Below are 26,984 nucleotides of genomic sequence, written 5' to 3'. Positions count from 1 at the left end.
GAGGAGGCTCTGATGCCCGTCCGCGTACTCATCGCCGACGACCACCCCATGTTCCGCTTCGGGCTCACCGCCGACCCGGAGATCGAACTGGTGGGCGAGGCATCGAACGGGGCCGAACTCATCACCATGGTGGAGCGCCTCGTCCCGGACGTGGTCATCACCGACCTGGCCATGCCGGGCATCGACGGCCTCGCCGCCACGCGCCGAATCAAGGACGAGCACCCGAAGGTCGCCATTCTCGTACTGACCATGCACGAGGACGATGAGGCGGTGTTCGGCGCCATGCGGGCCGGCGCCCGCGGCTACCTACTGAAAGGCGCCGACGGCGGCGGCATCGTCCGCGCTGTGCTCACCGTGGCCCGCGGAGACGCCGTTTACGGGACGGGCATCGCCCAGCGGATCATGGACTTCTTCACGAGCGCCCACAAGGACTACGCCACCACCGTGTTCCCGGAGCTGACCTGCCGCGAACGCGAGATCCTGGAACTGGTTGCCGCCGGGCACAACAACCATGAGATCGCCCGCCGGCTGGTGCTGTCCGAGAAGACGATCCGCAACCACGTCGCCGCCGTCCTCACCAAGCTCCAGGTCAGCGACCGCGCGGCCGCCGTGGCCAAAGCACGCGACGCCGGCCTGGGCACGGTTCGAGGCTAGCCCTACCGGGGCCGGCCTCGCGATCCTTCATGAACGGCAGTTGAACGATCGCGGCGGTGCACAGCAAAGCTCGCCGGCCGGGCGTGTCCCTGGTGAGAATCACCGACCGGGAGGGTCCATGGAGTTTGAGGAGTTCGCGGCCGCGCGATCACCCGCACTGCTGCGGTACGCGATTCTGCTCAGCGGAAACCGCGAGGAGGCCCGCGACATCGTCCAGGAGGTGCTGGCCCGGGCGATGCTGAGATGGCGGCGGCTGACGGGCGCGGGCGAGCCGTACGCGTACGTCCGCCGGATGGTGACCAACGAGTTCCTGTCGTTGCAGCGCCGCCGGCGCAAATACTCGTTCGTTCCGTTGCGGCAGCGCGATCTGGACGGGCCGGGGGCACCGGTCGCGCCGAACCCGCCGCACGCCGACGACGAACTGTGGCAGTTGCTCGGCACCCTGCCGAGACAGCAGCGCGCGGTGATCGTCCTGCGGTATTACGAGGGACTCGGCGACGAGGAGATCGCCGACGTGCTGCGCTGCCGCCCGGGCACGGTGCGCGGCTATGCCAGCCGGGCCCTGGCGGCCCTGCGAATCGAACTCACCGACACGGCCGCCCGAGGAGCGCTGCGATGACCACGCTGGATGACCTGCGGGAGACCTTGGACCAGCACGCGGGGCAGGTGCCGCTCGACGCCGCCCTGCTGCCGGACGTACGGACGCGGGCGGCTGGGCTCCGGCGCCGTCGCCGGATGCTGCACGGTACGGCTCTGGTGGTGGCGCTCGTGATGGCGGCGGTGACGATCCCCTGGGCCGTGCGTTCCGCCCAGCGCACGCCGGTGGCCGGACATAGCGTCGCACCGACGTTGTGGCAGACCGGCATCACGCTGCGCGAAGGGTCGAAGTATCAGATCAGGATTCGGCAGAGCGACACGGTCGCGCAATACGTGCAGGTGCACGGCAAGGGGGACGGTGACGCCGTAGAGGTGCTGGCCCTCGATGCCGGCGCGTTCGATCCGGCCGCCCTGCGGCGGGGTGAGCCGGTGGCGATCGGCGGACCGCAGGCGTGGTACGTCGCGAGTTACACGCCGGAGGTCGCCGGCATCTCGGTGATCGGCCCGGTGATCGGCTGGAAGGACGCCGCCACCGGTGCCTGGGTGCTGGTGATCGGTTACTCCGAGAAGAAGAAGGCCGGCATGGTCGAGGTGGCCCGGGACGTCCGGCTGGCCGGGAACGTCGAGGAGGTGTCACCGGTGTCGTTCGGGTGGGTGCCGCCGGAGTTGCGGGCGGTGCAGACCGATGTGGACACCGGGCCGGGGGTTCCGTCGGCGAGCTTCGGTCTCGGTTACGGCGGCGAGCAGGGTGCCGTCGGAATCCTGGCTTTCAGGAATGTCCTGCCGTTCCGGTTCGAGGCGACGCTGAAGGTTGAGGACAAGGACTGGAGCAACTTCGAGCGCGACCTGGCGGGCCGGACACCAAAGGTGATCAACGGGGCTCAGACGTGGTATCTCCCGGGGCCGAACAAGATTTTCACCCCGACGCCGAACGAGGGCGCGGACATGGTGGTCGCGGCCGGCAACTGTCAGATCGGCATGCACGTCACCGATCGGAACCGGATCACCGAGGCTGATTTGGACCGGATGCTGGGCAGCGCCACCTTCGGGGACTGCGCGAATGCCTCCGGATGGCGGCCGGCACTGGGCTGAGTTCCTCGATCGGGGGTAAGCGGCCGCGGGTCAGCCCGGGGCCGCTTCCGCCGTGCGTTCAGTTGTGCCTGTTCAGCGAAGTCCGCCATCGAAGAATATTGATTAGTTAACTTAACTGACATACCGTGAGCGCACATCCTCGGTGACGTGACCGGCCTTCACCCCTCCAGGCCCGCATGTCGCCCGACCCCCATCGAGGAGCGCCATGCCCATTCCCCAATCCCCCTCCCCTCGCCGACGGCTCAAGCTGGTGGCGTACCTGACGGCCGCCGTCGTCATTCCCAGCGCGGCCCTGCTGTTCGGACTGCTCCCGGCCAGCGCCGCGACGGCCGGCCCGATCACCGGCATCGGCGGCAAATGCGTCGACATCGCGGCCGCCGGCACCACCAACGGCACCGCGGTGCAGCTCTACACGTGCAACGGAACCGGCGCCCAGCAGTGGACCCTGTCGGGGAGCACCCTGGTCAATCCCAGTTCAGGCCGGTGTCTCGACGTGGCGAGCGCGTCCACCACCAACGGCGCCCAGGTCCAGATCTACGACTGCAACTCGACCGCGGCCCAGAAGTGGTCGTTCAGCAACGGCGAACTGGTCAACTCGGGCTCCGGCAAGTGCCTGGACGCGACCGGCCAGAGCTCGGCCGACGGCACCCGGCTGCAGATCTGGTCGTGCACCGGCGCCGGCAACCAGCTCTGGAGCCAGTCCGGCGGCGGGACGACGACACCGCCGACCACCCAGCCGGCGGGCTCGTACACGGCGGCGCAGGTGCTGGCGGGCGTCCAGAAGAACATGACGACCGCGAAGCAGGTCAACTCCAAGCCCCACATCAACACCATGACGCGGGCCCAGAACGTCAACGTGTACCAGGTGGCGACGGGCGTCTACGCGTACAGCTCGAGCCTGGCCGTCGACGATGACGGCAGCGACCCCGACTCCGATCCCGATCACCAGGGTCAGACGACGTTCCAGGACAGCAACGGCGCGCAGCTGGCCGCGCACCACGTGCCGTTCTACGTGCTCGGCGACGACTGCTGGGACCGGACGTCGCCCTGCCCGCACTTCTTCTACAAGGAGCACGGCATCTCGGGCCGGCAGTTCGCGCTGATGTTCTACCAGAGCAAGTGCATCGGCGCGATCTTCGGCGACACCCAGACCGGGAACAGCCAGACCACCTCGGACAACGACTCCCGCGAGCTGGGCGAGGCGTCCGTGGAGTCGGCTGCGCTGCTCGGCATTCCCAGCAGCGGCACTACCGGTGGCGTGGACAACGGCGTGACCGTGGTCATCTTCTCGGGCTCGTCCTGGGTCGTGAACGGCACCAACGCCAACCTGAACACCAACGCCCAGGCCCAGGTCACCAAGGCCCTGAACAGCCTCGGCTCGAGCATGGGTCTCTAGCCCGGCGACGAATCCAGCCTGAACACGATCACCACCATCCGCCGGGGGCGCATGGTGGTGGTCGTGTTCGATGGCGTCCGACTAACGCAGGTAACCCTGCTCGGCCATGATCCGGCCGCGTTGGTCGTATTGGGCGGGGTCGTCCGGGAGCCTTGTGTCGAGGCCGTCGACGTATCGGTTGAACATGGAGAAGGCCGCGGCTATCAGCACGGTGTCGTGAATGGTCGGGTCGTCGGCGCCGGCCGCGCGGGCACGGGCGATGTCGTCGGCAGTCACCGAGCGCCCGTCCACGCGCACCCTCTCGGCGATCGCCAGCAGTGCCTCCATCAACGCGTCCGGACCGGGTTCGACATCGCCGGCCAGGTGCCGGGCGGCCGCGCCGTGCGTTTCGGCGCAGAAGGTGCATTCGTTGCGCCGTGACACGTACGCGGCGATGGCCTCCCGCTGGTGGGCGGTGAGCGGCGACGGCCCTCGGAGCAGGGCCTCGGCGAGGCTGCTGAGCGGGCCGGCGGTCTGCGGGTAGCCGGCCAGCAGACCCGCGATCCCGGGCAGTGGCGGCAATTCGATGTGCGGCACGCCTTACGGCAACACGTCGGGAAGGCATCGGCAAGGCCAACCGGGGGCTGAGTGTGCTCATCTATGCTTCGATCTCGTGAACGGATTTCCCCGGCCGCCGGAACCGGACCACCACTATCCGGTCTGGGTGCCGCCGCCGGCCGTTCCGCCGCCTCCGCCGTCTCCCCGGCGCTGGCTCGGCGGCTTCTTCATCGCCTACTTCGCGGCCGGCCTGGCGCTGCTGGCGGTCGGCGTGATCGCCGTGGTCGTCCTGGTGCTTCGCCCGCCGCACGACGACCGAGCCAACGCCCCGCTCCGGCCGGTCGCGTCGGGAGCGGGCACGACCGAGCCCTCGGCGGCGGCCACCCTCGGCCCGCAGTTGCTCACCATGGGCAAGCCCCTCGCCGTGACCGGCGAAAACCACGAGAAATTCGAGGTTACCGTCGCCGCCGGCAAGTACCGGAAGACCGCCTGCAACGAGTACGCGGTCAAGCCCAGGAACGGCGGATACCTGCCCGCGACCGTACGGGTCAAGGTGCTCGACGGCGTACCCGATGTGTCGGAATTCGACTTCCGGTTCCAGAAGCCGGACGGCGAGTGGCTGGACTCGGTCGGGGGCAGCGGCTGCGAGACGACCGGCTCGACCGGCCTGTTCCGGCGGCTGACGGCCGGCCGCACCTACGTCACCACGGTCGTCTTCGACGTGCCCAAGCAGCCGCTCAAGGGCGACATCGTGTTCGTCTGGCCGCTGCAGGACGTCATCGGTTCGTGGAAGGTGGGCTAGCTCGCCTGGCCGAGGGAAGTCTTTTCCGTATTACCGTCCACATTAGGCCAATGCCCGGCAGCGCCCGTTCACGCCGTCCTCAGGTTCCTCATAGGTGAGGAGTACTAAGAAAGGCATTGAAAGGAAGAGGGCCGCGGAGTGGGGAGGAAATAGCCCGAGCCGACACGAAATGGCGCTATAAGTCGGTAGCGAACATTGGCGACCGCAGGGTTTCGCGAAAATGCTTCGCGGGCCGCGTTGATCTGGTTGTATAGTCTCCCGGCTATGCGCGTCTTTGCTCTTCGGGGGCGTTGAGTATGCGCGTCGTCACTCCGTACGGGACTGCCCACCGGCCGTGTCGATGGGAGACGATCCATCTATCGACCGCCGGAGCCACGTGAAGGGCGCGCCGGCCACTGATCCAAGGGGGGCACCGGGGTGGATCAGAACAGGGGAATGAGCTCATGACTGACGTTGCCACAGGCACAGGCACAGTCGCCGGGGACGACAACCGCATAACCGGCGATATTCTCAAGGTCGCCGGGGTTGTCGTGCTCGGCGCGATCATGTCGATCCTCGACATCACCGTCGTCAACGTCGCCTTGCCGACGTTCCAGACCACCTTCGGCACCGACGGGCACCCGCTTCAATACTCGACCGTGGCCTGGACGGTCACGGCGTACACGCTGGCCCTGGCCACGGTCATCCCGCTCACCGGCTGGGCGGCCGACCGCTTCGGCACCAAGCGTCTCTACATGACGGCGCTCGCGCTGTTCGCCATCGGCTCCGCGCTCTGCGCGATGGCCTCCAGCATCAACATGCTGATCGGCTTCCGGGTGCTGCAGGGCCTGGGCGGCGGCATGCTGATGCCGCTCGGCATGACGATCATGACCCGGGCGGCCGGCCCGAAGCGGATGGGCCGCCTGATGGCGATCCTCGGCGTGCCGATGCTGCTGGGCCCGATCGGCGGCCCGATCCTCGGCGGCTGGCTGATCGACGCCGCGAGCTGGCACTGGATCTTCCTGATCAACGTGCCGATCGGCGTCATCGCGCTGGTCTACGCGTTCTTCGCGCTGCCCAAGGACTCGCCGCACCCGTCCGAGTCGTTCGACTTCGTCGGCATGCTGATGATGTCGCCCGGCCTGGCGCTGTTCCTCTACGGCGTCTCCTCGATCCCGGCCGAGGGCCGGGTCGGCGCGCCCAAGGTGCTGATCCCCGGAATCATCGGCCTGGTGCTGGTGGTCTCGTTCGTCTTCTACTCGTTCAGGCCGAAGCATCCGCTGCTCGACCTGCGGCTGTTCCGCAACCGCAACCTCGCGGTCAGCATCATCACGATGTTCCTGTTCGCGGTCGCGTTCTTCGGTGGCCTGCTGCTCGTACCGACCTACTTCCAGCAGATCCGCGGCGAGTCGGTGCTGCAGGCCGGCCTGCTGGTCGCCCCGCAGGGCATCGGCGCGATGCTGACGATGCCGATCGCCGGTGCGCTGAGCGACAAGTTCCCGGTCGGCCGGATCGTGCCGTTCGGCCTGGTCCTCATCGCGGGCGGGATGGCGGCACTGACCCAGATCACCTCGACGACGTCATACACGACGCTGATCGCGATCCTGTTCGTCATGGGTCTCGGCATGGGCAGCACGATGATGCCGATCATGACTTCGGCCCTGAAGACGCTGCGGTCGATCGAGGTGGCCCGCGGGTCGACGCTGCTGAACATCACCCAGCAGATCGCGAGCTCGATCGGTGTCGCGGTGATGTCGGTGATCCTGACCAACGGCCTGAAGCACGCCGCGAACGGCGGCGCGGCCATCCAGTCCCGGCAGAACCCGGGGATCGCGCAACAGCTCGGTCCGTCCGGCATCAAGACCGGGCTGGCCAACGCGGCGCACGCGTTCGCGCACACCTACTGGGTGGCGTTCGCGCTGGTGCTGGTGACCGTGGTCGCGGCGCTCTTCCTGCCCCGCAAGCAGGAGGAGTCGCACCTGCTCGACGACGACCAGGCCGAAGCGGTCCCGGTGGTCATGCACTAGTTCGCCGCACGCCGAGAGCGGGCCCGCGGTCGGTTGACCGCGGGCCTTTCTCGACCAGGGTGTCTCCCGGGGTCGAACGGCACCCGGAAGCGGCATGCTGAAGCCCTCACACATCCGAGGGGAGACAGCGATGCCGGACATCGACATGAAGCTGGAAGTGGTCGTCATCCCGGTGGCCGACATCGAGCGGTCCACCGCGTTCTATCAGCGGCTGGGCTGGCGCAAGGACGTCACGCCGCCCGGGGTCGTCCAGTTCACGCCGCACGGGTCGTGGTGCTCGGTGCAGTTCGGTGCCACGCTGACCGCCGCCGAACCGGGCTCGGCCAAGGAATACCTGATCGTGTCGGACCTGGTGGCGACCCGGCAGGCCCTGGTCGCCGCCGGGATCGAGGTGAGCGAGATCTTCCACGTCACGCCCGACGGGCCGGCGGACGGACTCGACCCGGAACGCGCAGCTACCGGTCGCGGGCGTCGTTCACCGACCCGGACGGCAACTTCTGGCTGCTCCAGGAGATCACCAACCGGCTGCCGGGCCGGGTCGACCCGGCCCTGGTGAATTCGTTCGGCTCGGCCGGCGACCTGGAGGCGGCCCTGCGCCGGGCCGAGGCGGCCCACGGCGAGCACGAGAAGCGCACCGGTGAGCCGGACGAGAACTGGCCGGCCTGGTACGCCGCCTACATGGTCGCCGAGCAGGCCGGCACCGAACTGCCGCTCTGAGCGCCTCGGCGCCTTCGCCCGGAACCGGTCGCTCGTATGATTCCGGTGACGAGCGGAGGGTCGGATGGCGCTGGCGGACGAGGCGATCAACAAGATCAAGGAAATGATCGTCTCGGGGGCGCTGCGGCCCGGCGACCGGCTGCCCAAGGAGGCCGACCTCGCCGAGCGGCTCGGGCTGTCGCGCAACTCGCTGCGCGAGGCGGTCAAGGCGCTGTCGATGATCCGGGTGCTCGACGTGCGGCAGGGCGACGGCACGTACGTGACCAGCCTCGAACCACACCTGCTGCTCGACCTGCTCGGCTTCGTGGTCGACTTCCACACCGACGACGCGGTCATGCACTTCCTCGAGGTGCGGCGGCTGCTCGAACCGGCCGCGACCGCGCTGGCCGCCCAGCGGATGAGCGCCGGCGACGTCGAGAAGCTCCAGGCCGTGCTCGACGAGCTGGACGCCGACCCGTCGATCGAGGCGCTGGTCGCCAACGACCTCGAGTTCCACCGCCGGATCGCCGCGGGCGCCGCCAACCCGGTGCTGTCGTCGCTGCTCGACGGCCTCTCCGGGCCGACCACCCGGGCCCGCATCTGGCGCGGCCTGACCCAGGAGGGCGCGGCCGCCCGCACCCGCGAACAGCACCAGGCGATCGTCGACGCCATCGCCACCCGCCAGCCCGAACTGGCCCGGTCGTGGGCGACCGTGCACGTGGCGGGCGTCGAGGAGTGGCTGCGCCGGGCCCTCTAGATCGAAGTCGGGTTAGGGTCACGTCATGCGACGAGATCATCTCTACGACGATCTGCTCGCGGCGGCGATCCAGCTCGCGTCGTCACGGCTGTCGCTCGCGATCCCCTCGCTGCGGGCGGTCGCGCGCGCCTGCGACGTTTCGGCGACCGCGGTCTATCGGCACTTCGCGTCGCAGAGCGACCTCAACCGGGCCGTTCTCCTGGCCGTCGACTCGTCCTTCGTCGGGGCCGTGACCAGCGCCGACGATCCCGGCCGGGCGCCGCGCGAACGGCTGCGGCTCCTGGCCTACGCCTACCTGGGGTGGGGACTGGCCAACCCGGGCCTCTACCAGCTCCGCTTCGAGAGCGCCGACCAACTGGGCGACGACCATGTGCACACCGACGGCGCCGACATGCTGCTCGCCCAGATCGGCGAGCTCATCCGGGCCTCCGCCACGGCGTCGCCGGTGACCGCGACCGACCTGTGGGCGGGCATGCACGGACTGACCTCGCTGCGCGTCCACAAGCCGGGCCACCGGTGGCACGAGGACGGGCCGGCCCACATCGACCGCCTGCTGACGGCGTGGGGGCTCGGCCCGACCGGAGTCAGCTGACCGAGCTAGCTGACTTTGAAGGCGTCGACGATGACGACCGAGGTCGACCGGCTGACTATGCGGATGGTGTGGCTGCCCGAGGCCAGGCCGGTTTTCGAATAGACGACCTGCTGCGCCTGCCGGGCGCCGCTGACGTAGAAGTTGACGTTCTGCTGGAGCACGCCGTCGAGGTAGACGTCGGCGTTGCCCATGTCGCCGTTGCGTTCCGACAGCAGCTGGATGCCGGTGCCGGTGAAGGTGAACTGGGCTGCCGCGCCGTTCGTCGTGGTGTGGTGGGTGTCGTCGTTGTAGTCGCCGTACCCGCGGTTGGTGGTCAGGTACCAGTTGGCGTCGTAGGTCGCGGCCGAGTCGTTGAAGGTGCCGGCCGTCGTGCTGCCGCCCGGCAGGCCGAGCGTCGACGCGGTGTTGCGCAGCGACTTCGGGCCCTGGTTGGCGCTGCCGGTCAGGCGGGTGCTCGCGTACGAGGTGAGCGGCTTGGCGACCCGCTCGACCACATAGACCGTATTGGCCGCGGTGGCGAACGAGATCGTGGCCGCCGTGGTGGTGGCCAGGATCGCGTTGTCGGAGGCCCGGCGGACCCGGATCTGCTGGCCCGCCCACGGGTTCACGACCGTGGCCTGCTTGCCGTACAGGCTCTTGATCCCGATGTATTTCGTCTCGCCGGATTCGCGCTCGCTCGAGACCAGGAAACCGTCCTTGGCCAGCAGCGTGAACTTGCCGTTGAACGTCGAGTCGGTCGGCGCCGCCGGGAACACGGCGATCTTGTCGTTGTAGCTCTGCAGCAGCGACTCGTTCATCGCGGTCAGGTGCACGCCGAGATATTCGAAGACGCCGTTGGTGTTGGCGGTCAGGCCGTTCGGATAGTTCTGGTACTTCTGCAGCATCGTCTTCATGCCCGAGAACGCCTGGTCACCCAGGCCGAGGCGGGCCGCCTGCACGGCGTCGTTGGCCCACACGTTCCCGTACGGGAAGGGCCGCGCGTTCCATGTGTTGACCGCGGTCTGCTGGTCGGGCGCCCCGATGCCGGTCCGGTCGTACGGCCAGATCAGCTCGGACGCGACGTTCTCGTTGTTGCGGGTCTGCGCGATCGGCGGGTCGTGCGGCAGATAGGCGCCGTTCGACACCTGGTAGGGCGCGAGGTGGTCGACGATGTTCTGCCAGCCCGCCCGCTGGTCGGCGTCGAGCCCGAGGGTCTGGCTCGCCGAGATGGTCAGCGGGAAGAGCAGGCGGACGGCGGCCAGGTCGGTGATCGCGTCCTGCACGTTCCAGTACGTCTCGTGGGCGTTCGAGTTCGCCATGTAGTAGCGGTTGTTGGCGCTGTCGTAGGACAGCTTCTTCGAGTAGAACGCCACCACGTCGCGCATGAACGGATAGGCCGTGCTGGACAGGTAGTTGGTGTCGTTGGTGTACCGGTATTGCAGGTACATGTTGTACGCGGCCTCGGTGCCGGTCGACATGATGCCCTTGGTGTAGTCGCTGCCGGTGGTGCCGCGGGCGTTACCGTCCCAGCCCATCGTCTCCGGCACCCAGAGCCCCGCGATGCCCTGGTAGGACTGGGTGAACGACTTCAACGCGGCCGAATTCCGGCTGTAGAGGTTGTTGAACGTCTTCAGCAGGTCGGGATGGTTGGACGCCAGGAACGAGTTGTAGACGTCCCGCTGGTTCCAATACCAGTAGCCGTTGCTCCACTTGGACTGGTCGCCGGTCGCCCGGAACACGCCGTTGATGAAGTGGACCGGATAGTTGCCGTAGCCACCGGCGGCGATCATGTACGTCGCCAGGTAGTAGACGTTCTCCAGGTAGTCGGCGTCACCGGCCGAGTTGCTGTACTGCACGAACGACTTCTGCCAGAACCCGTGCCAGAAGTTCTGGTAGCTGGAACGCACAGCGGTGTACCCGGAAGATTTGACCGCGGAAAGCTGGCTGCGCGCCGCCGAGAGCGAGTCGTGATTGGCCGCGTCGAGGCGGCTCGCCGCCGTGAACCAGATCGTGTACGACGAGCTCGGCGTGATCGTCAGCCGCACGTCGGTGCCGTTGACCACCTTGGTGCTGAAGGGGGTGCCCTCGACCGTCGCGGCCAGCGTGTAGCCGAAGTTGTTCGGGTCGGCCTGCCCGCGGCTGAGCCCGGCCCCGGTCGAGTCGGCGAACGTCGAGACCGTCTTCCAGGTGGTCAGGTTGGGCACGTCGGCGATGTTGGTGACGGTCGACATGTCCCACAGGCTCAGGTCGAAGCTCACCGCGGTGACGTTGGTGCGGTTGTCGTCGACGTGCACGCCCATCGTCTCCGAGCCGGGCTGTCCGAGGATCGTGACGGTGCGGCCATCGGCGTACTTCGTGGAGAGCAACCCGTCGTAGAGCGAAAGTCGCTGCTGATAGCCGGTGGAGCCGCTGGAGAGCGCGGGGGTGGTCTGGAGATTGATGTTGCCGGCGGCGTACGTCGACTGCTCGGCCAGGTCGACGCCGGAGACCTGGGCGGTGATGCCGTTCTGATCCCAGACCATGGCGCCGGTGCGGCCGTTGCCGACCGTGAGGCCGTTGCCGGGGGTGGTGTTAGGGCGGTTGTAGACGATGTCGTGTTTGGACAGATAGCCGGCGTAGTCGACGTTGAGCGTGCCGGTGCCCGGGTTGAAGGCCGCGTCGGTCGGGGAGGCTTGTGCGGCCGTCGCGGGGAGAACGAGGCCGACCAGGGGGAGGACGAGGAGCAGGGCGAGTCTTCGCATGGGGATGCCGCCGATCCTGCTGATCGATGGAGTTGGATTCCCCAGGCTAGCGGATTCATCCGATGTTTGGCAGGGTCACCGCCGAGCCGGGATGAATCGTGATCGGGCCCTTGGCGTGGGCGACAATGTCCCAGCGCGGGAAGGAACTCCAGGTTATCTGCACTCTGATGCGGTGGCCGGCGCGGAAGACGTGGCCGATCGACCAGAGGTCGACTTCTCTCTGCGCCTCGCCGTTCGCTCGAAAGATCCCATCAGTGAGGTTGAGCGAGACGCCGTCGGGGTCGACGTCGCAGAGGCGGACGACGAGGTCGGCGCTCCCGGTCGCCCTGATCGACGCGGTGACCCGGCCCTGCACCTCGAGGTCGCTGGTCAGCGGCTCGCCGGTGATCACGAGGACGTCCGGGCGGCTCTCGACGCGGGCCTGATCGAGCGGACCGGGCGGGAAGCCGGGCGAGATCAGGAGGTTGCCGCCGTGCGTCGGCACGGGATCTCCGGGACCGAAACCGAACGCGCCGGCCACCGGGAAGAGGTGCGGCCGGGAGGGCGGCGGCCACTTCTCGTACGTGCGCCACTCGTCGACTCCGGTGAGGAAGACCTGGGCCTCGGGCCGTCGGGGCGGGTCGCGGAGGAAGTCGAGCTGGCGGCCGAACAGGTCGAGGCGGCCCTCGTCGGCTTTCAGCCCGGCGTTGCGGTTGCCGACCTGGGCGGTGTGGTTGTTGTGCGACCACGGGCCGACGATCAGCGACGCGGTGTCCGACCGGTGGTAGATGTCGAGGCTGCCCTGGAGGAAGACGTCATACCAGCCGGCGATGATCAGCAGGGGGCGCTGTGGAGGGCCGAAGGGCGGCACTGCGGCGACAACCGGCATCTCCAGCGCGGCCAGCACCTTGGCGGCGCTCAACGGGTCCGCGTCGAAATGGTCCAGCGCGCGAACCACTTCGGCGTCGGACAGGCCACTCCGGCGCAGGTAGTCCAGCGCCAGGCGCAGCGACCAGTTGGTCACCAGACCCACCTCGGCCGCTCCCCCGCGCGCGACCAGGCCGTCGGCCGGGTTCGACCACGTATAGGAGATCACCGACGCCGCCACCAGCGGCGAGTCGTTGGCCACCTGCACCTGGCCCAGATAACTCGGCCCGTAGGTTCCCACCCGGCCGTTGGAGCCCGGCAGCCCGGCCGCCCACCGCGCCGAGTCGCGCCCGTCCGACCGCTCGTTGATCACGGGCGACCACGAGCCCGAAGAGGCGAAGCGGCCGCGGACGTCCTGGATCGCCACGATGAAGCCGGCGCGGGTCGCCCGCAGCGGGTCGAGCACGCCGAGGATCGTCGGATCCTGTTTGCCGTAGGGAGTGCGGACGAGCAGCACCGGGAACGGGCCCGGCCCGGACGACGGCCGGTAGACGTCGGCACGCAGAAGCACGCCGTCGGCCATCGGAACGCCGACGTCGTAGGCGACGACGGTCACGGGGCGACCTCACCCGAGCCTCGGACGATCAGGGTCGTCGGGACGATGACGGTCTGGACCGGGCGGCCCGGGTCGGCCAGCCGGGCCTGGAAGAGTTCGACCGTCGTGCGGCCGATCTCGGTCACGCCCTGGGCGATGACCGTGATCGGCGGGTGGAGCAGGTCCGAGAGCGGGAAGTCGTCGAAGCCGACCAGGGCCCGCCGGCCGAAGTCCGGGCCGAGCGCGCGGATCACCGCGACCGTGATCGAGACGTTGCCGGTGATCAGGGCGGTCGCGCCGGCGGTCGCGGCGAGCGCGGCGGCTATCCGGTCGGGCTCCACCGGGCCGGTGTGGACGAGACCGCTGTACGGCGTACCCGAAGAGCGCAGGCATTCGCGGAAAGCCGTCGCCCTCTCCCGGCCGGTGTAGATGCGCTCGTCGTCGCCGATGTAGGCGATGCGCCGGTGGCCGTGGCCGGCGAGGTGCCGGAAGGCCGTCTCGATGCCGGCCCGGTTGTCGCTGAGCACCGCGTCGGCCTCGACGCCGGTGGCCGGCCGGTCGAAGGCGACCACCGGCAGGCCGGAGTCGATCTCGGGTTTGAGGTACTGATGGTTCTCGGCGATCGGCTCGATGATGATGCCGTCCATCCGGCGGCGGGTCATCGACATGACGGCGTCGCGTTCGCGTTGCTCGTCGTCCTCGGTCGACATGGCGACCACGGTCAGGCCGGCCGCCCGGGCGGTGTCGTCGATCGCCTTGAGCACCGGGTGGGCGTCCGAGATGTTGCGGACCGCGGCGCCGATCGTGCCGGTGCGGCCGCTGCGCAGCTGGCGGGCGCGCTCGTCCGGCTCGAAGCCGAGTTTGGCGATCGCGTCGCGCACCCGGGCCGCGAGCGGGGCTCCGACCGTGGCGTCCTCGTTGACCACCCGGGAGACCGTGCGCAGCGCGACTCCGGCCTCGTGGGCCACGTCGCGCATGGTGGGTCGCCGTCTCGCGGGCATCCGTTGATCATCCTCCCCTTCGCGCCGCCGCAAAACCCGTAAGACAAAGCCTTGACAGCGCCGCGCGAAACCTTACTGTAACTCCAAAGATAACGTTATCTCGGCCAGGACCTCGGGAAACCGAAGCAAACCGAAAAAGGGCGACTTCATGATTCGACGCTGCCTGGCCGCCGCGGCGGCCGCTATAGCCCTGCTCGCTGCCGGCTGCTCCCACAGCACCGGAAGCGGCAACGACTCAGTCACGCTCACCTACCTGACCTTCAACTCGCCGTCCCTGACCCCCGCCTTCTGGCAGACCTCGATCGCGAACGCCCAGAAGACCGTGCCCGGCCTGACCATCAAGCAGGTCGTCGCGCCGAGCACCGACCGCGACTCGTACGCCAAACAGCTCCAGGCGTCCGGCCAGTTCCCCGACCTTCTGCAGTCGATCACGCCGTCCCAGTACACCGGGGCCGGCCTGCTCGTCCCCTACGACCAGCAGTGGATCAACAGCAACTTCCTGCTCCCCGAGGGCAATGCGATCAAGGGCAAGGTCTACATCCCGCCCACCAACTCGCAGATCATCCCGCTGGTCTTCTACAACAAGAAGCTGTTCACGCAGGCCGGAGTGCAGCCGCCGACAACCTCGGCGCAGTTCCTGTCGGTGTGCGCTGCCCTGAAGGCCAAGGGCATCACCCCGCTCGAACTCGGCGGCAACGACCCGTTCGCGGCCGGCATGCCGCTGACCGGGGCGATCAGCGCCGACGTGCTCGGCAAGAACCCACAATGGATCCAGCAGCGGTTCGCCGGCTCGGTGCACTTCGCCGACCCGGACGTGGTGGCCGCCGCGACCAAGGTGCGCACGCTGGTGACCAGCGGCTACTTCGCCAAGGACGCGCTCAACGTCAGCTACGCCGACTCGATCAAGGCGTTCAACGCGGGCAAGGCCGCGATGTACCCGATGGGCAGCTGGTACCTCGGCTCGATCCCCAAGGACCAGTGGAACGACTTCGGCGTCTTCCCGTGGCCGACCGACGACGGCTCGGTCGTGCTGCCGTTCGCGGTCGGCGGCTCGATGGCGATCAGCGCCAAGGCGCCCGACGTCAAGGCGGCCACGGCGTTCGCGCAGGCCTGGTCGCTCGACCCGGCCAACCTCAAGTCGCTGATCGAGGGCGACGGCGCGTTCCCGATGCTCAAGGGCAAGACGCTGACCGACTACCAGGTCACGGTCAGCCCGGTCTTCCAGCAGTCCTACAAGTTCGTCACCGACGACAACAAGAAGGTCAGCGCGATCGCCTGGGTCACCAACGACGACGCGATGCCGGGGACGCTCAACAACGACATCTACGCCGCCTCCCAGGCGCTGTTCAACACCGACGACGTGGCGGGCGAGATGAAGAAGCTCGACGACAAATGGGCGAGCGCTACCAAGTGACCTTTTTGAAAAGGCGGCTTCGCGGTGCCACGCAGGACCTTCCCTTGCGCGGCATCGCGGGTCTCGCTCTCCTCCTGTACGCCGTGTTCATCGTGCTACCCGTGCTCATGAGCCTGCGCAGCAGCTTCACCGACGAGAACCCGCTCAAGGGGGCGGGCGCGTTCATCGGCCTGGCCAACTACCGGGAGATGGGCGGCGACGCCGAACTGCGGTCGAGCGTCGTCTACACGCTCGCCCTGTCGGTCGGCGTCACGCTGGTCGCCAACGCGTTCGGGCTGGCCTTCGCGGTGCTGCTCAACCGGTCCCGGCTCAGCTACCGGGTGCTGCGGACGATCGCGTTCCTGCCCCAGGTGATCTCGGGCGTGATCGTCGGGTTCGTGTGGAAGACGGTCCTGACCGAGGACGGGCTGCTCAACTCCGTACTCGTCCGTTTTAAAGTCGTCAACAACCCGGTCAACTGGCTCGGCGAGCCGCACCTGGCCCAGGTGTCGGTCGGCATCGTGGTCGCCTGGGTGCTGACCGGCTTCACCACCGTGGTGCACCTCGCGGCGCTGCAGAGCATCCCGCCCGAGCTGTACGACGCGAGCGCCATCGACGGCGCGAGCCGGGCCCAGCAGTTCCGCACGATCACGTTCCGGATGGTCGCGCCGGCCACCACGATCGGCGTCACCATCTCGCTGATCACCGTGCTCAAGCTCTACGACGTGATCACGGTGCTGACCGGGGGCGGGCCGGCCTACGCCACCGAGTCGACCGCGCTCTACATCGTCAAGACCGCCTTCACCAGCAACCGCTTCGGGTACGCCTCGGCGATCGCGATGTTCCTGCTCGCCCTCTCCGCGGTCATCGCGCTGACCGTGACCAGCCTGCTCCGCCGCCGGGAGATCGACCTGTGACGAGTTTGCGAAGACTCCGCCTGCCGGGCGCGATCGTGGTGATCCTGCTGTTCGTCAGCCCGATCTACCTCACCGTGGTCAACGCGTTCAAGCACGAGAAGGACATCGTGGCCGACCCGGCCGCACCGCCGCTGCACCCGACGCTGGCCAACCTGTCGACCGCGCTCGGGCGCCCCGACCAGCTGCTCCAACTCGGCCTGCGCAACTCGCTGATCGTGGTGGTCTGCTCGGTGCTGCTGCTGGTGCCGCTCGGCTCGGCGTTCAGCTTCCACCTGTCCCGGCGGCGCACCCGCACCCGCGCGGTCATCCTGGCCGTACTCGCGGCCGGCCTGATGATCCCGCCGCAGGTCGTCCTGCTGCCGACCATCAAGATCCTGACCTGGGTCGGGCTCGACCACACGTACGCCGGCCTGATCCTCTCCAACGTGGGCGGCGGCTACCTGTCGTTCGCCGTGTTCGTCTACGTCGGCTTCATGCGCGCCATCCCGAACGAGATCGTCGAGGCGGCCCGCATCGACGGCGCGGGCGGCCTGCGCATCTGGTGGAAGATCATCATGCCGCTGAGCCGCCCGGCGACCGCGGCCGTGGTGATCTTCCTGGCGCTGTGGATCTGGAACGACTTCCTGAATCCGCTGTTCATCCTCGGACCGCTGCACGGCCAGACCATCACGACCGGGCTCTATCTGTCGGTCGGGCAGTTCCAGATGGACTACGGCCAGCTGTTCGGCATCATGTTCCTCGCCGGGGTGCTGCCGGTGGCCGGATATCTGGCCATGCAGAAACAGTTCGTGGCCGGGCTGACCGCCGGATCGACGAAGTGATCCCCGTTCTGCAGGACGTCGCCGGCGAATGGATCGCCGCTTCCGAACTCGCCCACCTACCCTCGCTGCGCAATCAGATCGGGCAGGGCCACGTCAACGCGGATCTGTCCTCGATGTCGTGGATCGCGGCACCGCCCTACACGTTCGGCTATCACACCGGGCGGCTGCACATCGACGGCGTGGTGCCGATGGCCCAGCGCTTTCGCTGGAAGCCGTGGGGCGTGCAGCGGTCCCATACCGACGACCGGCTCACGATTCTCACCGACACCCGAATGAGCCTCGGCGAGGACGTCCTGCTCTGGGAAATCACGGTCACCAACCGTACGGACTCCGCGCTGGAGACCCTCGTCTCGCAGGATCTCTTCGCCCCGGTCGCGCATTCCGAGACCGGGTGGGGCTGGCTCTACGACGTGCCGTGGAATTCCGGGAACTACCACGATTTCATGACCCTCGAACGGGTGCGCTCGTTCGCTCCGCATCTGGTGGCGCCCGGGAAGCGGACGCTGCGACTCGGAGTGCCGCGACTGCCCGGCCTGCAACGCGACGGCTCGGCGATGTCGCTGGACGACGCGCTACCGCGACACGTCAGCGCGGACACCGTCTATCCGCACCGCACCTCGGTCGCCGGCGCCATCCGGTCGGTCACCCTCGACGGCAGCCCGGTGAGCGCGCCCGAGGAGGTGATCACCCTCCACCCGGCCGGCGAGGTCACGCTGGAGGCGTTCGAGCTGCGGCCGGGCGCGGTCCTCGCCTGCGAAGTGCGGCTCGACCGGGACGGCCAGACCGGCGTGCTGCTCACCCACGGCAATCACCCGGACTCACTCCAGGTGGGCGTTTCGGAGGGGTCCCTCTGGGTGGGAATCGGCGGGGAGAAGGCGTACGGCGGAGCGCCGGCGGCCGGGGTCTGGCATCACGTGGCCGTGCACCTCTCGGCCGACCGGGTGCTGCTGGTCGTCGACGGCGTTCCGGCCGCTTCCACCCAGCCGTGGACAGCCGCGGGGCGATGGACGGCTACCTATCAGGCCGGACATCTGACCATTGTGGATTCACGGTCGGCGGGGCGGGCGGTCTATTCGTTCGGGACCCTGCCCGGATCGGTCGAGTTGCTCGGTGCGGGCGGGCAGGCGAACTGGCGTTTGCGGTTGGGGGCGGGCGAGGCGCGTACGGTCTCGGTGGCCTGTTCCTTCGGAGCGTCTGCCGACCGCCCGGTCGATTTCGACCGGGTTTTCGCCCGCGGCGAAGAAGGCTGGGAACGGTTGTGGCAGAACGCGTTCACGCCCGGAAACCCCGACTTCAGCGGCCACCTGCCGACGCTTTCGACCCCCGACACCGACCTGGCGAAGTCCTATTACATGGCGGCTCTGCTAGCCGTCTATATGCGGAACACGCGGGTGAGCCCGCTCGGGCCGGTATTCCTGACCGGCGGCCCGCGACTCGGCCCGACGACGACGTTCTATTGGGACCACACGGAGTGGAGCCGGCTCTATGCGCTGCTGGAGCCGGCCGGTCTCCGCTCGTGGCTGCTGGCGGCGCTGGCCTCGCCCTATTCGTCGGCGTTCGGCTTCGACACCCGCCATCTGGGGCCGCTGGGCAACCATTACGCGTCCAATGAATACTCGCTGTTCCGCCTGGTCGAGCACTACGTCGGGGTAACCTCCGACCTCGGCTTCCTCGACGTTCCCGCCAGCGACCGGACCGTCTTGGAGCACCTGCGCGGTTTCGCCACCCGGTCGTCGGGAGCGTTGATCGACTACGGCAGCGACCCGTGGGAGCTGCTCGAATGCGTGCCCAACTATGTCAATGTCGTGGCCGGATTCAACGCCGCCCAGGTCGGCATGATGCGCTCGTTCGCCGCTTTGGAACATTTTCTGGGGCAGCCGGCTGCCTCGCCGTCGACCGCTTCGCCGTCGACCGCTGATGCGGCGGCCGCTGATGCGGCGGCCGATGCGCTGGCCGCGGCGGTCATCGGGCTCGCGGCGCCGGGCGGCCGCTGGCGGATCGTCCACCCGGGCCGGTCCCGCGACGACGTGATCGGGCACTGCCTGGACTTCGGGCTCGTCGCCGCGCACCTGCAGGACGATCTCCCACCCTCGGTCTCCGCCGCGATGATCGACTTCGTCGAGACCCGGCTCCTGGCCGCGACCTGGATGCGCGCGCTCGCCCTCGACGACCCGGCCGCTCCCCTGGCCGACCGCCCGGACCACGGCGCGGCCGGCGCGTTCGGCGCCTGGCCCGGCGTGACCGCCTACGGCCTGGCCCGACTCGGCCGCCCCGACCTGGCGCTGAACCTGCTCCGCGAGACCCACCGCTCGGCCTCCGGCGCGCTGTGGGGCCAGGCCCAGGAGATCGTCGGCGACCGCGTCCGGGTCGCCGAGGCCGGCGTCTCCAACCGCGACGCCGTCTCCGGCGTCGCCACCGCCGAGGCGATCGTGGCCGGCCTGTTCGGCTACGAGCCGGGCTTCCGCGCCCTCGCCGAGTCCCGCCCCGAAGTCATCGAGGTCCCCGGGCTGGGCCGCCTCCGGTTCTGAGCCCGGGAGAGCGCTCTATCAGAACTTAATTCATCTTCTTGGGGTAAGGGCCTTGTCCGGCGCGGCATCGACCGTTAACAATGTTGCCAATTCGGTCCCCGCTTTCCTCCCCCTATCCGAAACGAGGACGCCCCCCATGCCTCGAAAATTCCTGCGTACCGCCTTCGCGGCCGGCCTCGGGCTGGTGGCCGCGGCGGCGGTCGGCATCGCCGTGCAGCCCGCCCAGGCCGCCGCGACGCCGTTCAAGGTGCTCGCGTTCTACGACACCGACAGCGGCGACCCCGCGCACAACAACTACGTCAAGGAAGCCCTGCCCTGGTTCACCCAGACCGGCAGCCAGAACGGCTTCTCGTTCGAGAGCACCACCGACTGGGGCCGGCTCTCCGGCGACCTGTCGTCCTACAAGGTCGTCATGTTCCTCGACGACGCGCCGCACGACTCGGCCGGCCGCAACGGTTTCCAGCGGTACATGGACAACGGCGGTGCGTGGATCGGCTTCCACGTCAGCGCGTACACCGACAACGCCAACGAGTGGCCGTGGTACTACAACACGTTCCTCGGCTCCGGGAACTTCCAGACCAACACCTGGGGCCCGACCGCCGAGACGCTGAAGATCGAGGACCGCAACCACCCGTCGACGGCGGGCCTGCCGGCCACGATCCAGTCGTCGGTCAGCGAGTGGTACTCGTGGAGCAACGACCTGCGGCAGAACCCGAACATCGACATTCTCGCGTCGATGGACCAGGGCACGTTCCCAGTCGGTGACGACCCCAACCAGCAGTGGCACAGCGGCTACTACCCCATCATGTGGACGAACAAGAACTACAAGATGCTGTACGCCAACTTCGGCCACAACGCGATGAACTACACGACCAACACCGGGCTGTCGTCGACGTTCGCCAGCGCGCAGCAGAACCAGTGGCTGATCCAGGGCATCGTCTGGCTGGGCGGCGGCACCACGACCACGACCCCGCCGACCACTCCGCCGACGCAGGGTCCGATCTCGTCGACCACGTGGTACCAGGTGATCAACAAGACGAGCGGCAAGTGCGTCGACGCCAAGGCGGCGGGCACCGTCAACGGCACGGCGATCCAGCAGTACACGTGCAACGGCACCGTCGCCCAGCAGTACCAGTTCGTGCCGACCAGCGGCGGCTACCTGCGCATCAACAACCACGGCAACAGCGCCCAGGCGCTCGACGTGACCAACGTGTCGACCGCCGACAGCGCCCCGATCCAGACCTGGACCTACAGTGGCGGCAACAACCAGCAGTGGCAGGCGGTCGCCGAGTCGGGCGGCTACTACCACTTCGTCAACCGCAACAGCGGCAAGTGCCTGGACACCCCGGGCGCCTCGGTCGCCGACGGCGTCCAGCTGGTGCAGTACACCTGCAACGGCACCGGCGCCCAGTCGTTCCGCCTGCAGTAGAGAACAACAACGGGGCCGGCACCCGGCGGGGGTGCCGGCCCCGTTGTCATCCGGCCTGTGCCCGGGCGAGGGCCTCGGCCGTCGCCGCGTCGGCCGCCAGGTGGATGACCAGGCGCTGGTCGTCGTCGGCCGGGAGGTCGAGGGTCTCGTACCCGAGGCGGAGCGGCCCCAGCCCGGGATGGGCCAGGCGCACCGTGCCGGTCGCGTGGGGAAAGCCGGGTACCGTCGCCACCCGGTCCGTGAACGCGTCCCCGGCGATCAGCGTCAGCTCGTCGGCAGCGCCGCCATGTGGGGTTCGGCCCGGAACGGCCCGTTCTTCAGCCGGGCGACCTCTTGTTCTCGCCCACCGGCGGCACCCCTGACCCCGGCGACCTGCGCCGGTGGTCGGCCGAGATCGCCCCGGCGGTGCGGGAAAAGGTCGGCGGCTAGCCTGGGAGGTCGAGCTCGTCGACCTCAACGATCGTGCCGCCGCGGATCACGACCCGGGCCGGGAACGGCGCGTTCATCGTCGCCCAGGCGTTGAAGCGGTCGCGCGTCGAGGCACACTTGCCGGCCCGCGTACGAGTGTCCACGCACGACTGATCTCCGGCCCGGAACTCGCGTACGCGGTAGTCGCGGGCCACCGGAACCGTGACCGTCATCCCCTTGGGGTCGAGGACCGTCGCGGCCGCGCAGCGGTCGGAGCTCGCGTCGGTCTGATGCCGGCGGCAGAACTCGGCGCCGGTGACCAGATCGGCCGGTTCGGCCACGGCCACCAGCGAGTCGTCGTTGAGGTAGTACATCGTGACGTCGAACGTCGCGTCGCCGTGCAGGAAGGCGGGCAGCGGGATCGGCTTCGGGCCGCCCGCGCGCAGCACGGCCTGGCGGAAGACGACCTGGGCCCGGGCGTCGCCGCCGCTCTTCTCGGCCAGCGCCCCGAAGGTCACCTTGCCGCTGACCAGCGTGGCCTCGGTGAGCGGGCCACTCAGCACCTGAGACCCGTCGACGCCGACCGTCACCTGTGACGCGTTGGCGAAGACCGTGAGCTCGTGGGCCAGGTGGCCGGTCTTGCCCCGGTAGGCGGCCGAGGCGAGCGTCGTGACGGCACCGTCGCCCTGGACGCCCAGTGTGACCTTGTCCGGGCAGACGGCGACACGGTAGTCGCCCTCGGTCGTGATGCGGAAGTAGACCGCGGCGCAGGAGTCCTCCGACAGCTGGGCCAGCACGTCGATCGTCTGCGTGCTCGGGAACACGGTGTCCGGGCCGAGGTCGCAGCGCACCTCGGAGGTCGTGGCCACCACCAGACCGCCGTCGTTCCGGCAGGATCCGGTGGTGTCCTCGAGGTCCTGCCACTGCGCCTCGCGGCCCAGCGAGTCGATCAGGATGGGACCGGCGACGGTGGACGGCGCGGGCGACGCGAACGGCACCGGCGGTGCCGCGTCGACCCCGGAGTGCGCGACGTGCGAGATCAGCAGGCCGCTCGCCGCGGCGAGCGTGGTCAGACCGGCGGTGACGGCCGCGAGCTTCCGTCGCGGTTTTTTCCGTACGCGCGGGGGCACGTCGTCCGGGACGCTCCGCGCTGCCTCGGCGGCCCGCCGCACGTCGGGAAGCATCGGCAGGGCGCCCGGGGTGCCCGGCGCTCCCCTCAGCAGCAGGTCGAGCAGTTGGTGGGCGGTCGGGCGCTCGACCGGGTCCTTGGCCAGGGCGAGCGCGACCACCCCGGCCAGCGGCTCGGGCAGCCCGTCGAGGACCGGTGGCGCGGTGAGGATGCGGGCGGCGGTCACGGTCGGGATGTCGCCGGTGAACGGGGTGCGGCCGGTGCCCGCGTATGTCACCACGGCGCCCCACGCGAAGATGTCGGCCGCCGGGGTGAGGTGCCGGTCGGTGGCCGGGTCGAAGCGCTCGGGCGCCATGTAGGCCAGGGTGCCGACCATCTCCTCGGTGCGCGTGTGATGGCTGGTCGCCTCGAGCGCCCGGGCGATGCCGAAGTCGATCACCTTGGGGGCGCCGAGGGCGAACAGCACGTTGCGCGGCTTGAGATCGCGGTGGATCACGCCGGCGCCGTGGATCGCGGCCAGCGCGGCCGCCACCCCGACCGCCACGCTGTGCAGGTTGCCACCGGTGAGCGGGCCCTGGTCGCGGATCACCTCGGCCAGGCTGGGGCCGTCGACGTATTCGACCACCAGGTAGGGCGGGTCGTGGTCGGGGTCGGCGTCGAGCACCTCGGCGGTGCAGAACGGCGGCACCTGACGGGCCCGGTTGACCTCGCTGCGGAACCGGGCCCGGAAACGCTCGTCGGGCGCGAACTCGGGCCGGATCACCTTGATCGCGACCGGCCGTCCCTCGGGGTCACGGGCCAGATAGACCGCGCCCATGCCGCCCTCGCCGATCCGGGCCACCGTGCGGTATCGCCCGAGGACGCGCGGATCGGCGGGAAGCAACGGGCTCGACATGGCGAGCCCACCATAGACGAGGAGGGTCTATGCGGCGACCCGCCGCACGAAGCCGTCGAGCTTCGTCATCGCCCGCTCGATCTTCTCCTCGACGCTGAGCGTCTCCTCGTATTTCACCAGGCGCAGCCGGGGCTGGCGCTTGCCGCGCAGATAGAGCGAGCAGGCGAGGTCGGAGCAGAGGTATTCGCCGAGGGAGTTGCCCTTGCGGCCGGAGGCGCCGGCCCGGGCCGCGGTGAACAGGCTGACCCCGCCGGACCCGTGGCTGGTCAGGCAGACCTGGCACATGCTCGACCGGGCGGCGCCGCCGGACGCGGAGCCCCGGTCGGCCCGGCGCAGCATCAGCGTGCGCAGACCGTCGGGGCCGGGCACCGCCATCGCGGCCCGCAACGGGGCACTCGGGTCGATCCAGCCGAAGAAGTCGAGGTCGGCCCAGGGAGTGCCGGCGAAGTCGGGTGGAAGTTTGACCCGGGTCGCGTCGCCCTTGCTGCAGTTGAGGAACGAGCGCCGGATCTCGGCCTCGCTGATCGGTTCCATGGTGTTTCCCCTGCCCGTGAGTCAACCGGGACCATGTCACGAGCGCCCGGCCGGCGGCACCTGATTTTTCTCGCCCCGCCCACGCCGTGTCACGATCTTCGAACCGGTCGCAGCAGAATCTCGGGGGGAACGAACCGTGGCGGTACCCGGACTGGGCACGCTGATCAACGCTGCCGCGATCGTCGCCGGGGCCGGGCTGGGCACGGTGGCCGGCCATCGGTTGCCCGACCGCGTACGCCACACCGTGACCGACGTGCTCGGCCTGATCACCCTGGTGATCGGCGGCCTGGACGTGGCGTCGCTGGTCGACCCGGCGCTGACCCGGGCGGTCGGCGGCCGGGCGCCGCTGCTGATCATGCTGGGCGCGCTGGTGATCGGTTCGGTGGCCGGCGCCGCCGTGCACCTGGAGCGCCGCCTCGAACAGGTCGGCGAGTGGATGCAGCGCCGGCTGACCCGGGGCGGGGAGGCCGGCTCGTTCAGCGAGGGCTTCGTCACCGCTTCGCTGGTCGTCGCGGTCGGCCCGCTGGCGATCCTCGGTGCGCTGTCGGACGGGCTGGGCCGCGGCATCGACCAGCTGGTGATCAAGAGCGTGATGGACGGCGTGATCTGCATCGCGTTCGGCGCCTCGCTGGGCTGGGGCGTGGCCGCGGCCGCCCTCTCGGTGATCGCCGTGCAGGGGTCGTTCACCGTGGTCGGGGCGACACTGGGCACGTTGCTGCCCGACGCCGAGATCGCCACGATCTCGGCGGTCGGCGGCGTCCTGCTGCTCGGGGTCGGGTTGCGGGTCCTCAACGTGCGGCAGATCCCGGTGGCGAACATGCTGCCCGCGCTGATCGTCGGACCGCTGCTGACCTGGATCGTCTCGATCAGCCGGTGAAACGATCCCCCGTCGTTTGACCGAAGCTATCTCCGGGTGATCCTTCCTAGCGTTCACCCATGCCAAAGAACATCTTCGTCACCGGCGCGTCCAGCGGCTTCGGGCTGATGACGTCCCGGGCGCTGGCCGACGCCGGACACACCGTGTTCGCCGGCATCCGGGACATCGGCGGTCACAACGCGGCGGCCGCCGCCGACGCGGCGGGCTACGCGAAGGCCAACGGCGTCGACCTGCGCGCCGTCGAACTGGACGTGACCGACGAGACCTCGGTCGAGCAGGCCGCCGCCGACGTCCTCGGCCAGGCCGGCCGCCTCGACGTGATCGTGCACAACGTCGGCCACATGGTGGTCGGGCCGGCCGAGGCGTTCACCCCGGAGCAGCTCGCCTCGCTCTACGACACCAACGTGCTCGGCGCGCACCGGGTCAACCGCGCCCTGCTGCCGGCCCTGCGCGCCCAGCGCGACGGCCTGCTGGTGTGGATCGGCAGCAGCAGCACCCGCGGCGGCACCCCGCCCTACCTCGGGCCGTACTTCGCGGCCAAGGCGGCGATGGACGCGCTCGCCGCGACCACCCAGCTCGAGGTGGCCCGGTTCGGCATCGAGACCACGATCGTCGTGCCGGGCTCGTTCACCCAGGGCACCAACCACTACGCGCACTCCGGGCGACCGGCCGACACCGACGTCGCGGCCGCCTACGACGAGCTGTATCCGCAGCTCATGGAGCACATCTCGACCCGGATGGCAGCGCTCGAGCCGGCCGACGCCGACCCGAGCCGGATCGCCCGGATGGTCGTCGAGGTGGTGGACACCGAACGCGGCAAGCGGCCGTTCCGCCTCCACTACGACCCGACCGACGACGGCGCGGCCGTGGTCAACACCGTCGCCGACCGGATGCGGGTCGAGTTCCTCGGCCGCCTCGGTCTCTCCGACCTGCTTCACCCGACGTTCTAAGGGGATTTGTGATGGCTGGAAAACTGAGCGGCAAGGTCGCGATCGTCACCGGCGGCAGCGCCAACCTGGGCAAGCTGTTCGTCGAGGCGCTGGCCGACGACGGCGCCGACGTCGTCGTGCACTACAACACGGCTAAGCGGGCCGACGAAGCCGCCGTCGTGGTCAAGGACCTCGAGTCGCGGGGCGTACGGGCGTTCGCCCACCAGGGCGACCTGACCGCCGACGGCGAGATCACCAAGCTGGCCGACGCCGCGATCGCGCAGTTCGGCCGCTGGGACATCCTGGTCAACACCGCCGGTCTGATCATTCGTAAGGCGCTCGCCGACACCACCGAGGACGAGTACGACCGCTCGATGGCGATCAACGCCAAGGTGCCGTACTTCCTGATGAAGGAGGCGGCGACCAAGATGGCCGACGACGGCCGGATCGTGAACATGGTGACCACGCAGGTCGCGTTCACGGCGCCGACCTACTCGGCGTACGCGGGCAGCAAGGCGCCGGTCGAGCACTTCACCAAGGCGTTCTCCAAGGAGATCGGCGTCCGCGGCGTGACCGTCAACTGCATCGCCCCGGGCCCGCAGAAGACCGCGTTCTTCTACAACGCGGAGACCCCGGAGACGATCGCGTGGCTTTCCGGCCTGACGATCAGCGGCGACATCGGCGACCCGATCGACGTGGTGCCGGTGATGCGTTTCCTGGTCGCGCCCGAGACCCGCTGGGTGACCGCGCAGACCATCTACGTCAACGGCGGCATGATCGCCCCGATCAACTGAACGTTGCCGCGGGCCGCGCGGTGCGCCCGCCGCGCCCTG

26 protein-coding genes are annotated in these 26,984 nt (G+C 69.2%); 19 read left to right on the top strand and 7 right to left on the bottom strand.

Annotated elements, in window-relative coordinates; translation table 11 throughout:
• The first annotated feature begins 12 nt into the window (after nt 1-12).
• The 4 genes from AB0M88_RS08825 to AB0M88_RS08810 all read left to right on the top strand — a co-directional run bounded on the left by AB0M88_RS08825 (nt 13) and on the right by AB0M88_RS08810 (nt 3,739).
• Nucleotides 13-654, top strand: a complete 642-nt coding sequence (locus tag AB0M88_RS08825; protein WP_364097634.1) for a response regulator transcription factor — start codon at nt 13-15, stop codon at nt 652-654.
• A 118-nt stretch (nt 655-772) separates the two neighbouring features.
• Nucleotides 773-1,273: a SigE family RNA polymerase sigma factor gene (locus AB0M88_RS08820; RefSeq protein WP_364097631.1), complete on the top strand. Its 501-nt coding sequence runs from the start codon at nt 773-775 to the stop codon at nt 1,271-1,273.
• Nucleotides 1,270-2,343 carry a hypothetical protein gene (locus tag AB0M88_RS08815; protein WP_364097628.1) on the top strand — a complete coding sequence of 358 codons (1,074 nt, stop codon included), beginning with the start codon at nt 1,270-1,272 and terminating at the stop codon, nt 2,341-2,343. The genes AB0M88_RS08820 and AB0M88_RS08815 overlap by 4 nt, the downstream gene beginning before the upstream one ends.
• Before the next feature lie 205 nt (nt 2,344-2,548).
• The gene (locus AB0M88_RS08810) at nt 2,549-3,739 is read left to right on the top strand and encodes an RICIN domain-containing protein (protein ID WP_364097625.1); all 1,191 of its coding nucleotides are present in this window, start codon (nt 2,549-2,551) and stop codon (nt 3,737-3,739) included.
• 81 nt (nt 3,740-3,820) lie between these two features.
• Here the strand turns inward: AB0M88_RS08810 and AB0M88_RS08805 are convergent, their stop codons facing one another.
• Nucleotides 3,821-4,315 carry a carboxymuconolactone decarboxylase family protein gene (locus AB0M88_RS08805; RefSeq protein ID WP_364097622.1) on the bottom strand — a complete coding sequence of 165 codons (495 nt, stop codon included), beginning with the start codon at nt 4,313-4,315 and terminating at the stop codon, nt 3,821-3,823.
• A 76-nt stretch (nt 4,316-4,391) separates the two neighbouring features.
• On the opposite strand from AB0M88_RS08805, the gene AB0M88_RS08800 reads away from it, so the two are divergent.
• From AB0M88_RS08800 to AB0M88_RS08775, 6 genes are all read left to right on the top strand, one after another.
• Nucleotides 4,392-5,078, top strand: coding sequence for a hypothetical protein (locus AB0M88_RS08800; RefSeq protein ID WP_364097619.1), 687 nt, complete (start codon nt 4,392-4,394; stop codon nt 5,076-5,078).
• A 443-nt stretch (nt 5,079-5,521) separates the two neighbouring features.
• Entirely contained in the window at nt 5,522-7,084 is a 1,563-nt protein-coding gene (locus tag AB0M88_RS08795; RefSeq protein ID WP_364097617.1) for a DHA2 family efflux MFS transporter permease subunit, read from the top strand.
• A 130-nt stretch (nt 7,085-7,214) separates the two neighbouring features.
• On the top strand, nt 7,215-7,640 hold the full coding sequence (locus AB0M88_RS08790; protein ID WP_364097615.1) for a VOC family protein: 426 nt from the start codon (nt 7,215-7,217) through the stop codon (nt 7,638-7,640).
• Nucleotides 7,637-7,801 carry a hypothetical protein gene (locus AB0M88_RS08785; RefSeq protein ID WP_364097612.1) on the top strand — a complete coding sequence of 55 codons (165 nt, stop codon included), beginning with the start codon at nt 7,637-7,639 and terminating at the stop codon, nt 7,799-7,801. Before AB0M88_RS08790 ends, AB0M88_RS08785 begins: the two co-directional genes overlap by 4 nt.
• 64 nt (nt 7,802-7,865) lie before the next feature.
• The gene (locus AB0M88_RS08780) at nt 7,866-8,537 is read left to right on the top strand and encodes a FadR/GntR family transcriptional regulator (RefSeq protein ID WP_364097609.1); all 672 of its coding nucleotides are present in this window, start codon (nt 7,866-7,868) and stop codon (nt 8,535-8,537) included.
• Between the two features lie 25 nt (nt 8,538-8,562).
• Nucleotides 8,563-9,129, top strand: coding sequence for a TetR/AcrR family transcriptional regulator (locus AB0M88_RS08775; protein WP_364097607.1), 567 nt, complete (start codon nt 8,563-8,565; stop codon nt 9,127-9,129).
• 5 nt (nt 9,130-9,134) lie between these two features.
• On the opposite strand, the gene AB0M88_RS08770 is transcribed toward AB0M88_RS08775, so the two are convergent.
• The 3 genes from AB0M88_RS08770 to AB0M88_RS08760 are packed head-to-tail and all read right to left on the bottom strand — an operon-like array spanning nt 9,135 to nt 14,291.
• Nucleotides 9,135-11,849, bottom strand: a complete 2,715-nt coding sequence (locus AB0M88_RS08770; protein ID WP_364097604.1) for a carbohydrate-binding protein — start codon at nt 11,847-11,849, stop codon at nt 9,135-9,137.
• Between the two features lie 55 nt (nt 11,850-11,904).
• A complete protein-coding gene (locus AB0M88_RS08765) occupies nt 11,905-13,311 on the bottom strand; it encodes a CocE/NonD family hydrolase (RefSeq protein WP_364097601.1) in 1,407 nt (468 codons plus the stop codon).
• Nucleotides 13,308-14,291 carry a LacI family DNA-binding transcriptional regulator gene (locus AB0M88_RS08760; protein ID WP_364097598.1) on the bottom strand — a complete coding sequence of 328 codons (984 nt, stop codon included), beginning with the start codon at nt 14,289-14,291 and terminating at the stop codon, nt 13,308-13,310. Before AB0M88_RS08760 ends, AB0M88_RS08765 begins: the two co-directional genes overlap by 4 nt.
• A 148-nt stretch (nt 14,292-14,439) precedes the next feature.
• On the opposite strand from AB0M88_RS08760, the gene AB0M88_RS08755 reads away from it, so the two are divergent.
• The 5 genes from AB0M88_RS08755 to AB0M88_RS08735 all read left to right on the top strand — a co-directional run bounded on the left by AB0M88_RS08755 (nt 14,440) and on the right by AB0M88_RS08735 (nt 21,379).
• On the top strand, nt 14,440-15,705 hold the full coding sequence (locus AB0M88_RS08755) for an extracellular solute-binding protein (protein ID WP_364097595.1): 1,266 nt from the start codon (nt 14,440-14,442) through the stop codon (nt 15,703-15,705).
• A 44-nt stretch (nt 15,706-15,749) separates the two neighbouring features.
• Nucleotides 15,750-16,601: a sugar ABC transporter permease gene (locus tag AB0M88_RS08750; protein WP_364097593.1), complete on the top strand. Its 852-nt coding sequence runs from the start codon at nt 15,750-15,752 to the stop codon at nt 16,599-16,601.
• Nucleotides 16,598-17,422: a carbohydrate ABC transporter permease gene (locus AB0M88_RS08745; RefSeq protein ID WP_364097590.1), complete on the top strand. Its 825-nt coding sequence runs from the start codon at nt 16,598-16,600 to the stop codon at nt 17,420-17,422. Before AB0M88_RS08750 ends, AB0M88_RS08745 begins: the two co-directional genes overlap by 4 nt.
• Nucleotides 17,419-19,950: a hypothetical protein gene (locus tag AB0M88_RS08740; RefSeq protein WP_364097587.1), complete on the top strand. Its 2,532-nt coding sequence runs from the start codon at nt 17,419-17,421 to the stop codon at nt 19,948-19,950. Before AB0M88_RS08745 ends, AB0M88_RS08740 begins: the two co-directional genes overlap by 4 nt.
• A 136-nt stretch (nt 19,951-20,086) precedes the next feature.
• Nucleotides 20,087-21,379 (top strand): RICIN domain-containing protein, encoded by a 1,293-nt coding sequence (locus AB0M88_RS08735; RefSeq protein WP_364097584.1) that lies wholly within the window; start codon nt 20,087-20,089, stop codon nt 21,377-21,379.
• Between the two features lie 46 nt (nt 21,380-21,425).
• On the opposite strand, the gene AB0M88_RS08730 is transcribed toward AB0M88_RS08735, so the two are convergent.
• Nucleotides 21,426-21,611, bottom strand: coding sequence for a hypothetical protein (locus AB0M88_RS08730; RefSeq protein WP_364097582.1), 186 nt, complete (start codon nt 21,609-21,611; stop codon nt 21,426-21,428).
• A gap of 56 nt (nt 21,612-21,667) precedes the next feature.
• Between AB0M88_RS08730 and AB0M88_RS08725 the strand changes: the two genes are divergently transcribed.
• A complete protein-coding gene (locus AB0M88_RS08725; protein ID WP_364097579.1) occupies nt 21,668-21,808 on the top strand; it encodes a hypothetical protein in 141 nt (46 codons plus the stop codon).
• Here the strand turns inward: AB0M88_RS08725 and AB0M88_RS08720 are convergent.
• Complete coding sequence (locus AB0M88_RS08720) at nt 21,805-23,811, bottom strand: serine/threonine-protein kinase (protein ID WP_364097577.1); 2,007 nt, start codon at nt 23,809-23,811, stop codon at nt 21,805-21,807. The two genes, AB0M88_RS08725 and AB0M88_RS08720, sit on opposite strands and share 4 nt — an antisense overlap.
• A 27-nt stretch (nt 23,812-23,838) precedes the next feature.
• On the bottom strand, nt 23,839-24,345 hold the full coding sequence (locus AB0M88_RS08715; RefSeq protein ID WP_364097574.1) for an FBP domain-containing protein: 507 nt from the start codon (nt 24,343-24,345) through the stop codon (nt 23,839-23,841).
• A gap of 136 nt (nt 24,346-24,481) precedes the next feature.
• On the opposite strand from AB0M88_RS08715, the gene AB0M88_RS08710 reads away from it, so the two are divergent.
• The 3 genes from AB0M88_RS08710 to AB0M88_RS08700 are packed head-to-tail and all read left to right on the top strand — an operon-like array spanning nt 24,482 to nt 26,945.
• Complete coding sequence (locus AB0M88_RS08710; protein WP_364097571.1) at nt 24,482-25,222, top strand: DUF554 domain-containing protein; 741 nt, start codon at nt 24,482-24,484, stop codon at nt 25,220-25,222.
• Nucleotides 25,223-25,281: 59 nt separating this feature from the next.
• Nucleotides 25,282-26,172 (top strand): SDR family NAD(P)-dependent oxidoreductase, encoded by an 891-nt coding sequence (locus AB0M88_RS08705; RefSeq protein ID WP_364097569.1) that lies wholly within the window; start codon nt 25,282-25,284, stop codon nt 26,170-26,172.
• Nucleotides 26,173-26,183: 11 nt separating this feature from the next.
• On the top strand, nt 26,184-26,945 hold the full coding sequence (locus AB0M88_RS08700; protein WP_364097566.1) for an SDR family oxidoreductase: 762 nt from the start codon (nt 26,184-26,186) through the stop codon (nt 26,943-26,945).
• The last annotated feature ends 39 nt before the right edge of the window (nt 26,946-26,984 follow it).

The sequence above is a fragment of the Actinoplanes sp. NPDC051411 genome (assembly GCF_040682075.1).
Taxonomy (GTDB): domain Bacteria; phylum Actinomycetota; class Actinomycetes; order Mycobacteriales; family Micromonosporaceae; genus Actinoplanes.
This window is presented reverse-complemented; position numbering and strand designations above follow the sequence as displayed.